The organism is Streptococcus gallinaceus, from assembly GCF_024170225.1.
Classification (GTDB): Bacteria; Bacillota; Bacilli; order Lactobacillales; family Streptococcaceae; genus Streptococcus; species Streptococcus gallinaceus.
Genome location: NZ_JALJXU010000004.1, coordinates 206,997 through 220,105, shown reverse-complemented (window position 1 = coordinate 220,105; position 13,109 = coordinate 206,997). Strand labels below are relative to the sequence as shown.

General features: G+C 44.6%; 11 protein-coding genes and 1 pseudogene. 4 read left to right on the top strand and 8 right to left on the bottom strand.

Going from position 1 to position 13,109, the window contains the following annotated elements; translation table 11 throughout:
• Positions 1-10 precede the first annotated feature (10 nt).
• The 7 genes from J2T50_RS06530 to J2T50_RS06500 all read right to left on the bottom strand — a co-directional run bounded on the left by J2T50_RS06530 (position 11) and on the right by J2T50_RS06500 (position 6,617).
• Positions 11-628: a hypothetical protein gene (locus J2T50_RS06530; RefSeq protein WP_253364908.1), complete on the bottom strand. Its 618-nt coding sequence runs from the start codon at positions 626-628 to the stop codon at positions 11-13.
• Positions 629-802: 174 nt separating this feature from the next.
• On the bottom strand, positions 803-2,578 hold the full coding sequence (locus tag J2T50_RS06525; protein ID WP_253364907.1) for an oleate hydratase: 1,776 nt from the start codon (positions 2,576-2,578) through the stop codon (positions 803-805).
• Positions 2,579-2,675: 97 nt separating this feature from the next.
• Complete coding sequence (locus J2T50_RS06520) at positions 2,676-3,215, bottom strand: TetR/AcrR family transcriptional regulator C-terminal domain-containing protein (RefSeq protein ID WP_253364906.1); 540 nt, start codon at positions 3,213-3,215, stop codon at positions 2,676-2,678.
• A 49-nt stretch (positions 3,216-3,264) separates the two neighbouring features.
• Positions 3,265-3,624, bottom strand: coding sequence for a DUF2200 domain-containing protein (locus tag J2T50_RS06515; RefSeq protein WP_253364905.1), 360 nt, complete (start codon positions 3,622-3,624; stop codon positions 3,265-3,267).
• Positions 3,625-3,673: 49 nt separating this feature from the next.
• Entirely contained in the window at positions 3,674-4,966 is a 1,293-nt protein-coding gene (locus tag J2T50_RS06510; RefSeq protein WP_253364904.1) for an adenylosuccinate synthase, read from the bottom strand.
• 170 nt (positions 4,967-5,136) lie between these two features.
• Positions 5,137-5,757: a DsbA family protein gene (locus tag J2T50_RS06505; protein ID WP_253364903.1), complete on the bottom strand. Its 621-nt coding sequence runs from the start codon at positions 5,755-5,757 to the stop codon at positions 5,137-5,139.
• On the bottom strand, positions 5,757-6,617 hold the full coding sequence (locus J2T50_RS06500; RefSeq protein WP_253364900.1) for an SDR family oxidoreductase: 861 nt from the start codon (positions 6,615-6,617) through the stop codon (positions 5,757-5,759). The genes J2T50_RS06505 and J2T50_RS06500 overlap by 1 nt, the downstream gene beginning before the upstream one ends.
• A 137-nt stretch (positions 6,618-6,754) precedes the next feature.
• Here J2T50_RS06500 and J2T50_RS06495 point away from each other — a divergent pair, with 137 nt between their 5' ends.
• The 4 genes from J2T50_RS06495 to dusB all read left to right on the top strand — a co-directional run bounded on the left by J2T50_RS06495 (position 6,755) and on the right by dusB (position 11,444).
• Complete coding sequence (locus J2T50_RS06495) at positions 6,755-7,189, top strand: Rrf2 family transcriptional regulator (RefSeq protein WP_253364899.1); 435 nt, start codon at positions 6,755-6,757, stop codon at positions 7,187-7,189.
• An 87-nt stretch (positions 7,190-7,276) separates the two neighbouring features.
• On the top strand, positions 7,277-9,526 hold the full coding sequence (gshAB, locus tag J2T50_RS06490) for a bifunctional glutamate--cysteine ligase GshA/glutathione synthetase GshB (protein ID WP_253364898.1): 2,250 nt from the start codon (positions 7,277-7,279) through the stop codon (positions 9,524-9,526).
• A 69-nt stretch (positions 9,527-9,595) separates the two neighbouring features.
• Positions 9,596-10,468 (top strand): Hsp33 family molecular chaperone HslO, encoded by an 873-nt coding sequence (gene hslO, locus J2T50_RS06485; RefSeq protein WP_253364897.1) that lies wholly within the window; start codon positions 9,596-9,598, stop codon positions 10,466-10,468.
• Positions 10,455-11,444, top strand: a complete 990-nt coding sequence (gene dusB / locus J2T50_RS06480) for a tRNA dihydrouridine synthase DusB (RefSeq protein WP_253364896.1) — start codon at positions 10,455-10,457, stop codon at positions 11,442-11,444. The genes hslO and dusB overlap by 14 nt, the downstream gene beginning before the upstream one ends.
• A gap of 132 nt (positions 11,445-11,576) precedes the next feature.
• Here the strand turns inward: dusB and glpK are convergent.
• Positions 11,577-13,083: pseudogene (gene glpK, locus J2T50_RS06475) on the bottom strand (glycerol kinase GlpK).
• Between the last annotated feature and the right edge of the window lie 26 nt (positions 13,084-13,109).

Below are 13,109 nucleotides of genomic sequence, written 5' to 3'. Positions count from 1 at the left end.
GAGCTTTTTATTATTGCAAGCTACGGATAATTTCCACACGGGTAATCCGGTCGCCGTGCATATTGTCGATACGAAGGGCAAAATTATTGTAGTAGAGGCAGGCCCCAATCGCAATCGTTTTTTCCTCTTCTTCCAAACGACGAACCATGAAGTCGCGCAAAGTCTCATGTTTCTCACCCGGAATCGATACGCGGGCAAGGACATTGGCGATTTTCACCTTTTGGCTAGCACGGACAACGATGCTGTTTGAAGTGTCAAATTGAGTAAAGAGGTATTTCCGAACGGCAAAGAGAACGGCTACGGAGACAATCCCGATGAGGAAATCCGTTTCACTTGGATGATTGACAACTAACTGACGGGCAATGGCAAAGAGCAATACCTCGATAACCGTGTTTGGAGATGGTTTTGAAAACATCTTAATCAACTCGATACCAACGGCAATCGTCATCGCTCGAGCCAAGAAGTCTCCAAATAAATTGTCCACATTTCCAGTTGCAACCACGATTCCCATCAAACTCTGAACGAGTGAGAAGGTGAAAAATACCAGCGCAATAGCTAAAATAACAGACAATAAAATTTCAAGGTAATAAGCGATTTCAGTGACTAATTCTTGTAAAAACTTTCTCATAAACTTCCTTTTCTTTCCTATTCATTGGGTGAAGCCCTCTATTTATTATAGCATGATAACGCTTGTATCTCTATCAGAAGGTTTTGTGAGATTTTTTACATAGCCTCCCAACGCCCATTTTCTAAAGTTTTTGAATAAAAAAACGGAGAGAATCCTCTCCGGAAAATGCATTTCTTATAGCAAATGATAGCGTTCAAGTAATTCTTCGACAACTGTTCCCTTTAATTTCTTGCTCAGGCCCTTTTCAGCAACTTTGGCAAACCAAGGAAGATTCATGTCGCGTAATGTTTTACCATCCATCATCTTAGCTGTCGCATCCAGCAAGCAACGGATATCGTAGACAGAGTTGAAGACTTCAGGCACACCACGGTCGATATCCAACAAGGTATAAACAGCTTCCATGGCTGTCCGAACAGATGTTTCTGTTGTGAAAACACAATCTCTTTCCACTTCTACAAATTGACCGATAAAGGCAAAGTTAATGCAATCATCTGGCACAACTTTTGGCCTATCACCAACTGCCCGTGGCATAAAGAAGGCTGTAATATAAGGCATCATACATGGAATGCAGGTCACATCTTCCTTAGCCAAGGTGTCGATTTGATTTTTTGGCACACCAAGATGATAAAGCCATTCTCTTGTGATATCGTAGCCACTACAATTTTTCATTGGCTTCTTCACATAATCACCAAGACGGTCTGTGTACAGTCCATAAATCCAGACGACCAGTTGGTCCTTAGATTGATTCTTAAAATGAGGTTGGCGATTCAAAGTATAACTCATGAGCCAACTAGAATCCTTGGCCGTCACGATGCCTCCAGTCACGACTTTTCCACTAAACGGATCGCGTTTACAAACGGCTTCAATATATTTTGGAATGACATCTCCGCGAACTGTTGCTGTAGCGGATTCCCAGTTGGTTTGAGCGATGTTGGTGCAGAACTTTTCAGGACGTCCAAAAGCTCGGTCTTGCCCTGCAATCTTCCGCCAAAGTTGCCAACTAGCACCCTCACCATTTGCGACCTTGGCCTGTGGTGCGTGTTCATGGTCTCCCAAGCTAGCCTCTTCTACACAAGAACCATTGGTCACAAAGACCAAATCATCAGACGTGAGTTCAATGTGTTCTTCTTGACCTTCACGAATCCAGTCCATCCCAACAGCTACTTGCTTCCCATTGCGACGTTCAAAATGGACATTGGTCACTTGCGTTTGGTATTGGAAATGGACATTGTGCGCTTCCAGATACGAAATCAATGGCAAAATCAAGGATTCGTATTGATTGTACTTGGTGAATTTCAAGGCAGAAAAATCAGGTAGTCCACCGATATGATGCACAAAGCGATGCAAATAGCGTTTCATCTCAATCGCACTATGCCATGTTTCGAAGGCAAACATGGTTTGCCAATAGAGCCAAAAATTGGATGCATAAAAATCTTCTGAGAAGACATCGTCAATTGTCTTATCTTCCAACTCCTTGTCGCTTGTCAAAAACAATTTGACCAATTCTTGCGAAGCCTTGTCAGACAAGGTAAACTTGCCATCTGTATGAGCATCTTGGCCTTGGTTGACAGTTGCACGACAGAGAGAGTAGTTGGGGTCCCGTTTATTGAGCCAATAAAATTCATCCAAGACAGAAGCATCTTCTACTTCTAGAGAGGGAATGGAGCGGAACAGATCCCACAAGCACTCAAAATGATTTTCCATTTCCCGGCCGCCACGAATGATAAATCCTTTTTGACTGTCTTCAATCCCGTCGCAGGCACCGCCTGGAATCTCAGCCATTTCCAAAACGTGAATGTGTTCTCCCTTCATCTGTCCATCACGAACCAAGAAAGCAGCCGTTGCCAAAGCACCAAGCCCCGCACCAACAATATAAGCCTGCTTTTCATCAACTCGTTCTGGTTTTAAAGGACGAGCAAATGCTTCATAATTCCCATTTGAATAATACATAGGACAAAACTCCTTTACCTTTTGATAGCTCTATTAAACACCTTTTTAGAGACGAAAAAAATAGACAATGTCTGCGACTTGTCTAAATTTTTTATATTTATCCATGATTATTTGACAAAATAGTGACAGTCTGAGAAATCCGTTGCACCAAAGACTGAGCTGACTCACGATGTCCCGCAGCAATCCAGTCCAGCAAAAATCCCACAAAAGCATACTTGTAAAAATCCGTGATATTCTCCACTTGCTGAGCGGATAATCGAGCTGACTGGTGATTAGCAAGCACCACTGGCTTAATCAGTGACGCAGCCCGTTCATAGAGAAAGTGCTCAAGATAGGACCGATTAACCGAATGATAACTGTGGTAAATGAAGAGCTCATTGGCTTCGATATAGTGGCAAATAGACAAGAGGCCTTCCTGCCAAGAGGTAGACGTTCGATTTGCCCCAATCATAGCTTCGCCATCATTGATAAAGACCCATTCCAATAGATCGTAAATGTCCTTAAAATGATAATAAAATGTTTGGCGATTGACCCCCATGAACTGGACTAGCTCGGTCACTGTGATTTTATCAAACGATTTAGTCTGCATCAGGTCTTTCAATGCTTGCTCAAAGGCTAATTTTGTCAGTAATTTCATCTTGTCACCTCTGACTTATTGTAACACAGTGAGCTGGAAATACATAGACCTAGTCTTTGGCGTACTTGTCTATCACTTGCTCAACGGTTTTCCCCTTGGCTAGCCAGTCGACTAATTTATCCAGACGACGCAGTTCTTGCATGGTTGGGTCTTCTATTGTTTCAATCTGCACATCACAGATTTTCCCTGTGATATTTGTCCGGGCGGGATGATAGGCTGGACCTTGATTGATAAAATCTCCATAGGTTGTTTCAGACTGCTTGAGCTCTGCCAATTGCTCCAAGGAATAGCCCGTCAACCAACTCGTGATGGCATCAACATCTGCCTCACTCCCCCCTTTTCGCTCCACCTTGGCCACCAAAGCCTTATAGACCGATGGAAAGGTCATCTGATAAATACGATGTGTCATGTTTCTCCTTTGAAAAAGTCACGGCATGCCGTGACTCTCATCTTCTATATTAAATATTTGCCCAAACAGACTCAAGAATGTTTGTCTGTTCACGACCTGGGCCTACTGAGAAGGTTGAAATGCGAACACCAACCAATTCACCTACACGACGAACATAGTTACGTGCATTTTCTGGTAGGTCTTCTAAGCTACGACATGCTGTGATGTCTTCTTCCCAACCTGGAAGTTCTTCGTAGATTGGCTTACAACGTTTGAGCTGCTCAAGACTTGCTGGGTAATGGTCGATACGCTCTCCATCCAAGTCGTAAGCCACACAGATTTTCACAGTGTCAAGTCCTGACAAGACGTCGATTGAGTTCAGAGACAAGTTTGTAATCCCTGATACGCGACGGCTATGACGCATGACAACTGAGTCAAACCAACCTACACGACGTGGACGACCTGTTGTTGTTCCGTATTCTTTACCGATTTCACGGATACGGTCTCCGGTTGCATCGAAGAGTTCTGTTGGAAATGGTCCGTCACCAACACGGCTAGTGTAGGCTTTACATACCCCAACAACCTTGTTGATTTTTGATGGTCCAACACCTGAACCAATGGTTACGCCACCGGCAACTGGGTTTGAAGAGGTAACAAATGGATAGGTTCCTTGGTCAATATCCAACATGACACCTTGTGCCCCTTCGAAAAGGACACGTTTGCCATTGTCAAGAGCATCGTTCAAGATAACAGATGTATCTGTTACATATTGCTTGATTTGTTGACCGTATTCATAGTATTCTTCGAAGATATCATCAAATGCGATGGATTCTGAATCGTACATTTTCTCAAAGAGACGGTTTTTCTCTGCCAAGTTTGTTTTCAAGCGTTCTGCAAAAATCTCTTTATCCAGAAGGTCAGCGATACGGATACCAACACGCGCAGCCTTGTCCATATAAGCTGGGCCAATCCCTTTGATGGTCGTACCGATTTTGTTGTCGCCTTTGGCATCTTCTTGTAATTGGTCAAGCTTGATGTGGTAGGGCAAGATAACGTGGGCACGGTCTGAAATCCGAAGATTGTCCGTCGTCACCCCTTCTTCATGTAGATAAGCCAGTTCTTTCACCAATGACTTGGGATTGACCACCACACCGTTCCCGATCACAGAAATTTTCTCTTTGAAGAAAATACCTGATGGAATCAAGTGCAATTTGAACTTTTTACCGTCAATCACGATGGTATGTCCTGCGTTGTCACCACCTTGGTAACGTGCAATCACTTCTGCATCGGCTGATAAGAAGTCTGTAATTTTCCCTTTACCTTCATCGCCCCATTGCGTTCCTACAACTACTACTGATGTCATATTGTGTATACCGGGCAACTCAGTGCCCAATCCTTTCCTGATCAACTAGGCAGGAGTTTCACCTGCAAGTTTTACATTACACTCTATTTTATAAAAAAAACGAACATTTTTCAAGAAGATACCTTAAAAAAGAGTGAACAGGCCACTCTTTTTCTTATTTTTTGATGATATTATGCCATTTGCTGAACAAGTCTGTAATGACTTTCCAACTCTTCCAGCGTCATAGCTTCGCTACGCAAATCGTAAATTTTCCCATTTTTTTCAATTAGGAGTGTTGGATAAGATTGGACACCAAATGCACGCGCCTTGGCAATGTCTGAGTGGTTTTTCCCGCTGGCTTGCTCACCCAGAAAGGCTTGAGCCAGACTATCTTCTTCTAGTCCGTAGGCTTGGGCTAGGTCTGTGTAGGTTGCGACGTCAGAGAGGGATTTTCCATCTTGGTAAAAGGCCATTTGTAGATCTTGGGCTAGGTCCAAATGCTTGTCCATAGGAAGTTGATCTCGCAATAATCCATAGCCAATCGCGGCATCATTGGAAGACAAAACCAAGTCGCCTACTTCCAATAGTTTCTCATAGGTTGAACCAAAGGTAACACCAAACAACTCTTGAATCTGCTGATTGGCTTCTGGGAGGTGTGGGTACTGAGACAGACTGGCCCCGCGGTCAAACAATCCTCCAGAGATGACTTCCATATCAAGCTCAGGATGTGCTTTCATAAATGGAAGTAAGACCGCTCCGAAACCATAACACCAGCCACAATAAGCATCCCAAATATAGTAAACTTTCATCATTAAGCCTCCAATAAGGTGCGAAGGCTCTCTACAACAGGAGTCGCTGGGCGTCCCAAGATGGCTTCCAAATCTGAACTCTGAGCATCTAAGTAATTTTCAGCGATGGCTGCTTGCAAGCCTGCAAAATCAGGAGCAGCTTGTTCTGGGAAGCCTCCTGCTACTAAGGCTGCAACGACATCATCAAGACTACCTTTTTCAGCTACCATGTCTTTTCCTGTCGCTTGTGATAGAGCAGCAGCCAAGTCAGGATAGGCCAAGCTTTGACCAGATAATTCAAGAATTTCTTGTGGACGATCAGCTAGCAATACTTTTGCACCCGCTTCTGCCAAATCCTTACGAGACACCCAAGCGACCTTGCTGTCTGCATTGGCACCGTAGACTAATTTTCCTGATGTCAGGGCTGGCAAGATGAGCGGCATTTCATTTTCCAAGTACCAGTTGTTGCGTAGGCTAGTGAAGGCGAGACCCGATGCTTTCAAGGCTGCCTCAGTATAACGATGGTCGTCTCCGAGGGCAAAGTCTTTTGCAACTGTATCTGCACCTGCAAGTGAGGTATAGGCCATGTAGCTCACACCTGCTGCTACTGCTGCATCAATCACATTTTGATGCTCTGCCTGACGATTGCCGGGAACACCTGAAACTAACAAGACTTTATCAATCCCTTTAAAAGCCGCGAGCAGACTATCCTTATCTGTGTAATCTCCAATACGAATCTGAATACCAGCCTCTTTCAGAGCTTTCCCTTTTTCCTCTGAACGCACCAAGGAAAAAATATTTTCCTTATCAATGGCTGTTTGTAAGTAATCAATCACAGCACGACCATAGCCACCATTTGCACCTGTAATAAGATAATTTGTCATCGCTATACCTCTTTTGTTGTATTTTTATTTTATACATGCAGTTTACAAGATAAAAACTAACTTGTCAAGAGAAATGTTTTTTTATTTTATACAAGTGTGCTATAATAAGTCTACATTCTGAAAGGAAAGGTTTTCTTATGAAACAATCCGTCTTATTAAGCGATAGTGTCCATATCATGGTCTACCTAGCCACTGTGACCGAGCCTCATTTGCTAAAAAGCGATGCCATTGCAGATAGTATCCTGACCAATCCATCCAATGTCCGAAAAATCATGGGGCAATTAAAAAAAGCAGGTCTCATCACTAGTCAACAAGGCAAGGCTAGCCCACAGATTACAAAGCCCTTGACTGACATCAGTCTACTCGATATTTTCAAATCACTTCCTGGTGAGAACGAGCTCTTGTCCGTTGATAAAAAAACCAATCTCGAGTGCAAAGTCGGAGCAAATATCCAAGCAATTCTGCAGGAACGCTACCAAGAAATTCAAAAAATTGCTGAGGAAGAAATGGCCAAAACAAGCCTTGCAGAGCTAGTCAGTGACCTGACAGCGCAGACCGCCACTTGCCCCTGACAAGCCAGTTCAGCCGTAGCGGAAATTTGTCATTCAGCGCCAAAGAGTTTACAATAAAACTAACGAATAAAGCAAGGTAAGACACGCATGAAACTTTCACAACTTTTACAAAATGCACCCGCAAATTTGCCTATTTTGCAAGCAACTTTTGGTCTGGAAAGAGAATCCCTCCGCATCAATACCCAGCACCGAGTTGCCCAAACACCACACCCATCTGCTTTTGGTTCTCGAAATTATCATCCTTATATCCAAACAGACTACAGCGAGCCACAAATCGAGCTCATCACACCAATCGCTCAATCAACCGAGGAAGCACGTCGGTTTTTGGGAGCTATTACCGACGTAGCGCAACGCTCATTGGAACATGATGAGTACCTTTGGCCTCTTTCCATGCCACCATACATCACGGCAGATGATATTCAGATTGCTGCTTTAGAGGACCCTGTCGAATACTGCTACCGTCAAGGATTGGCAGAACGTTACGGCAAACTCCTCCAGTCCATGAGCGGCATTCATTACAATATGGAGCTGGGAAAAGACCTGACTGCTCAGCTTTTTTCACTCAGTGGTTACTCAGATAAACTGGCTTTTAAAAATGACCTCTATCTGAAAATCGCGCAAAACTTTCTCTACTATCGCTGGTTTTTGACCTACCTCTATGGCGCAACACCAATTTCTGAAAAAGGATTTTTAGAAAAAGACTTGACGCGCCCTGTTCGTTCTCTGCGCAATAGTTCCTACGGCTATGTCAACCACGAAGACATCCATGTCTCCTTTGCCAGCTTGGAAAACTACATTTCCGACCTAGAGGGTTATGTGCAGTCGGGGCAATTATCCGCAGAAAAAGAATTTTACTCTGCTGTTCGTCTACGTGGTAGTAAGTTTGTCCGTGACTATCTAGAAAATGGAATTCAGTATATGGAATTCCGCTCCTTTGACCTCAATCCATTTGACCATCTGGCCATCAGCCAAGAAACCATTGATACTGTTCACCTCTTTATCCTTAGCTTGATTTGGATGGAAAATTTGGACAATGTTGATGAGAAATTATCTTGGGCGACTGACCTCAACGAAGCCATTGCCCTTGCTCATCCTTTGGATCCACTACCTGACCAAGCCCCTATACAGGATATTTTGACTGCCATGACAGCTATCATTGATCAGTTCCAGCTGGGGGATTACTACCTTAGCTTGTTGGAAAAAGTCAAAGCGGCACTTGCAAATCCAGAGTTGACACTTGGTGGGCAGCTTTTTGCTCAGATTGACCAACTATCATTGGAAGTATTTGGACGCAACCAAGGCGCAGCCTTTCATCAGCATGCCTGGACGGCACCTTATGCGCTCAAGGGCTACGAAAGCATGGAACTCTCTACTCAGATGCTCTTGATTGACATCATCCAAAAAGGGGTTCATTTTGAGATTCTGGATGAAAATGACCAATTCCTCAAACTCTGGCATGGCAACCATGTCGAATACGTCAAAAATGGCAATATGACTTCTAAAGATAACTACGTTGTCCCACTGGCTATGGCCAATAAAACTGTCACCAAGAAAATTTTGGATCAGGCTGGTTTTCCAGTTCCAGCAGGTAGCGAGTTTGCTACCAAGGAAGAGGCCCTCAACTACTATCGCTTAGTTGCGGATAAGGCCATTGTCGTCAAACCAAAGTCTACTAATTTTGGTCTAGGGATTTCCATTTTCCAAGAACCAGCTAGCTTGGCGGATTATGAAAAAGCCATTGATATCGCCTTTGCGGAAGACTCTGATGTCTTGGTGGAAGAATTCATCCCGGGAACTGAATACCGTTTCTTCGTTCTTGATGGTAAATGTGAGGCAGTTCTGCTCCGCGTCGCTGCCAATGTCGTTGGAGATGGTCGGCAGACCATTCGCGAGTTAGTCGCAGAGAAGAATAAAAATCCTCTCCGCGGACGTGACCACCGCTCTCCCCTTGAAATCATCAACCTTGGTGACATCGAACTTCTCATGCTCGAACAGCAAGGCTACACAGCCGATACCATTTTACCTACTGGTGTCAAAGCTGACTTGCGTGGCAACTCCAACATCTCAACGGGTGGTGATTCCATTGATATGACAGAGCAAATGGATCCTTCTTACAAGCAACTGGCTGCTGATATGGCTAGCGCCATAGGAGCTTGGGTCTGTGGGGTCGATCTCATCATCCCTGACCGCCACCTAATCTCCACAAAAGAAGTGCCAAACTGTACCTGTATCGAGCTCAATTTCAACCCGTCCATGTACATGCACACCTATTGTCATGAAGGACCAGGCCAAATTGTAACACGAAAGATTTTAGATAAATTATTTCCTGAGGTTTAATGACCAGCTTGCCATTTGGCAAGCTTTTTCTCTTCGCTCCCACCTTGCTTTTGTGCTATAATATTCCTTATGGACAAACTGATTAAAACTATTTCAAGTAATGGGCATTTCCGTGCTTTTGTGCTCGATAGCACAGAGACTGTACGGACTGCTCAGGAAAAACATGACACAATGGCTTCTTCTACAGTGGCTTTGGGGCGAACTTTGATTGCCAGCCAAATTTTAGCTGCAAATGAAAAAGGGGATACAAAAATCACCCTAAAAATTCTCGGAGATGGTGGTCTTGGTGCAGTCATTGCCGTTGCAAATTCTAAGGGACAGGTCAAGGGCTACATCCAAAACCCCGATGCTGACTACAAACGGACTTCTACAGGTGAGGTTATCATAGGCCCACTCATCGGTGCAGGGCAATTTTTGGTCATTACCGACTATGGAACAGGCCATCCTTACCATTCTATGACTCCGCTCATTTCCGGGGAAATCGGTGAAGACTTCGCCTACTACATGACAGAAAGTCAGCAGACACCATCTGCCATCGGGCTCAATGTCCTCTTGGACCAAGATGATAAAGTCAAGGTCGCTGGAGGCTTCATGTTGCAAGTCTTGCCTGGTGCGACCGACGCTGAGATTAGCCGCTTTGAAAAACGGATTCAAGACATGCCTGCTATTTCTAGCCTCTTGGCCTCTGAGAATCCTAGTCAAGCTCTCTTACAAGCCATTTATGGTCAAGATGAGTACAAACTCTTATCAGAAGAGCCCTTGCACTTCGTTTGTGACTGTTCAAAAGAGCGCTTTATGGATGCACTCGCTAGCTTGCTAACCTCTGACCTACAAGAAATGAAAGAGGAAGATAAGGGAGCTGACATTACCTGCCAATTCTGCGGCAGCCACTACCACTTTGATGAAACAGACTTGGAGGAACTCATTCATGACAAATCTTAACACCCCCTTCATGATTGGAAATGTTGAAATTCCCAATCGTACCGTACTAGCTCCTATGGCTGGTGTGACAAACTCTGCCTTTCGTACCATTGCCAAGGAAATGGGTGCTGGACTGGTTGTCATGGAAATGATTTCCGAAAAAGGCTTGCTTTACAATAACGAAAAAACCCTCCACATGCTTCATATCGATGACAATGAAGCTCCAGTTTCCATCCAACTTTTCGGCGGAGATGCTGAAGGGCTCAAGCGTGCGGCGAACTTTATCCAAAACAACACTAAAACCAACATCGTTGACATCAACATGGGTTGTCCCGTTAACAAGGTCGTAAAAAATGAAGCTGGCGCTAAATGGCTCAAAGACCCTGAAAAAATTTACCATATCGTCAAGGAAGTGACTTCTGTTCTCGACATTCCCTTGACAGTTAAAATGCGGACTGGCTGGAATAGCCCTGACCTAGCTGTTGAAAACGCCCTGGCTGCTGAGTCTGCCGGTGTTGCTGCCTTGGCCATGCACGGACGTACCCGTGAGCAAATGTATACAGGGACAGCGGACTTAGAAACTCTGACCAAGGTTGCCAAGGCCATTACCAAGATTCCATTCATCGCAAACGGCGATATCCGTACTGTCCAAGATGCTCGTCAGCGTATCGAAGAAGTCGGAGCCGATGCCGTCATGGTTGGACGTACTGCCATGGGGAATCCTTACATTTTCAATCAGATTAACCACTATTTGGAAACTGGCGAAATCCTGCCTGACCTCTCTTTCGATGATAAACTCAACATCGCATTTGAACACTTGACACGTCTGACAGCCCTCAAAGGGGAAGGCATTGCTGTTCGTGAATTCCGTGGACTAGCACCTCACTACCTTCGTGGAACAGCCGGTGCTGCAAAAATCCGCGGAGCCGTTGCCCGTGCCGAATCCATCGCAGAAGTCCAAGACCTCTTTGATCAAGCACGCGCACATGCCAAATAAAACCTAGATAAGCCATATTTATTAAAATAAAAGGAGTTGGAACAAAAGTTCCCAACTCCTTTTTTGTACTAGAAAACAGTGATTTAGTGAAAAGAGACTTCTACGAAATCACGATTTTTTCCTACTCTTTTTTTATTCATCCTCGGCAAAAACCTGAGTAGCCTTGACTGCTTGTTTCCAGCCTTTATAAAGCCGTTCTTTTCTCTCCTCTTCCATCATTGGTTGGAAGATTTGCCCGAGTTGATTTAAGGATTGGAGTTCGTCCAAATCTTGCCAAAATCCTACTGCTAGACCTGCCAGTAAAGCTGCACCCAAAGCTGTCGTTTCCAGATTTTTAGCACGCGCGATTTCAATACCTAGAATATCTGCCTGAAACTGCATCAGATAGCTATTCATAGCTGCACCACCATCCACTTTTAACCGAGGAATTTCAATCCCCGAATCCAGACGCATAGTATCTACCACATCCCGAACCTGATAGGCAATCGATTGGAGAGTAGCCTTCACAAAGTCTTCCTTGCTGCTCCCCCGCGTCAAGCCAAAGACAGCTCCACGCGCTTCTGAATTCCAATAAGGTGCCCCCAAGCCCGTAAAGGCAGGTACAACATAGACTTCATCATCACTTTTTGAATTCTGCGCCAGGTCCTCAGATTCCTTGGAGCTCTCAATCATCTGCAAACCATCACGAAGCCATTGAACTGCACTCCCTGCAATGAAAATCGACCCTTCCAGCGCATAATTGACCTGACCATTAATGCCGTAAGCAATTGTCATCACCAAATTATTTTCAGACAGTTGCATCTCCTGACCTGTATTCATGATGATGAAAGAGCCTGTGCCATAGGTATTCTTGATCATGCCCGGTTCAAAAGCCAGCTGACCAAATAAGGCTGCCTGCTGGTCGCCTGCCATCCCCGCAATCGGCAACCTGTCCACCATAGAAATGATAGGCTACTGTCGTCCCATAAATCTCTGAATTTGACTTCACCTCTGGCAACATGGCAAGTGGAATGTTAAGCAAATCCAAGATTTCTTGGTCCCATTTGAGTTCTTTAATATTGTAGAGCATGGTCCGCGACGCATTGGAATAATCTGTCACGTGCACTTGCCCACCGGTCATTTTCCAGACAAGCCAAGTATCAATGGTGCCAAAGAGCAATTCTCCCTTTTCCGCACGCTCCTGTGCTCCATCAATATGGTCCAAAATCCAGCGAACCTTTGTCGCTGAAAAATAAGCATCTATCATCAAGCCCGTCTTCTCATGAATCATGTCAAGATGACCAGCCGACTTGAGGTCCTCAGCTAAATCCGCTGTCTGACGTGACTGCCAGACAATGGCATGGTAAATCGGTGCTCCTGTCTGTTTGTCCCAGACAACCGTTGTTTCACGCTGATTGGTAATCCCGATCGCCGCAATCTGGTCTGGCTTAATCCCGCTTTCAATAAAAGCATCCGCAATCACCGACTGCACCGAATGCCAGATTTGATTGGCATCATGTTCTACCCAACCTGCTTGTGGAAAAATTTGTGGAAACTCTTTTTGGCTACTTGCCACTTGTTGGCCATCGTGATTGAAAATAATGGCTCTCGAACTGGTTGTTCCTTGGTCAATAGCCATAATATAAGGCGCTGTTGTCATATCAACCTCTCGTAAACGTTTTCTTT

Excerpts from the sequence above, each read along its gene's own strand:
- J2T50_RS06520 (WP_253364906.1), bottom strand. The coding sequence starts at position 3,215 with ATGAAATTACTGACAAAATTAGCCTTTGAGCAAGCATTGAAAGACCTG.
- J2T50_RS06515 (WP_253364905.1), bottom strand. The coding sequence starts at position 3,624 with ATGACACATCGTATTTATCAGATGACCTTTCCATCGGTCTATAAGGCT.
- J2T50_RS06495 (WP_253364899.1), top strand. The coding sequence starts at position 6,755 with ATGAAACAATCCGTCTTATTAAGCGATAGTGTCCATATCATGGTCTAC.
- J2T50_RS06510 (WP_253364904.1), bottom strand. The coding sequence starts at position 4,966 with ATGACATCAGTAGTAGTTGTAGGAACGCAATGGGGCGATGAAGGTAAA.
- gshAB (WP_253364898.1), top strand. The coding sequence starts at position 7,277 with ATGAAACTTTCACAACTTTTACAAAATGCACCCGCAAATTTGCCTATT.
- hslO (WP_253364897.1), top strand. The coding sequence starts at position 9,596 with ATGGACAAACTGATTAAAACTATTTCAAGTAATGGGCATTTCCGTGCT.
- J2T50_RS06505 (WP_253364903.1), bottom strand. The coding sequence starts at position 5,757 with ATGATGAAAGTTTACTATATTTGGGATGCTTATTGTGGCTGGTGTTAT.
- J2T50_RS06525 (WP_253364907.1), bottom strand. The coding sequence starts at position 2,578 with ATGTATTATTCAAATGGGAATTATGAAGCATTTGCTCGTCCTTTAAAA.
- J2T50_RS06500 (WP_253364900.1), bottom strand. The coding sequence starts at position 6,617 with ATGACAAATTATCTTATTACAGGTGCAAATGGTGGCTATGGTCGTGCT.
- J2T50_RS06530 (WP_253364908.1), bottom strand. The coding sequence starts at position 628 with ATGAGAAAGTTTTTACAAGAATTAGTCACTGAAATCGCTTATTACCTT.
- dusB (WP_253364896.1), top strand. The coding sequence starts at position 10,455 with ATGACAAATCTTAACACCCCCTTCATGATTGGAAATGTTGAAATTCCC.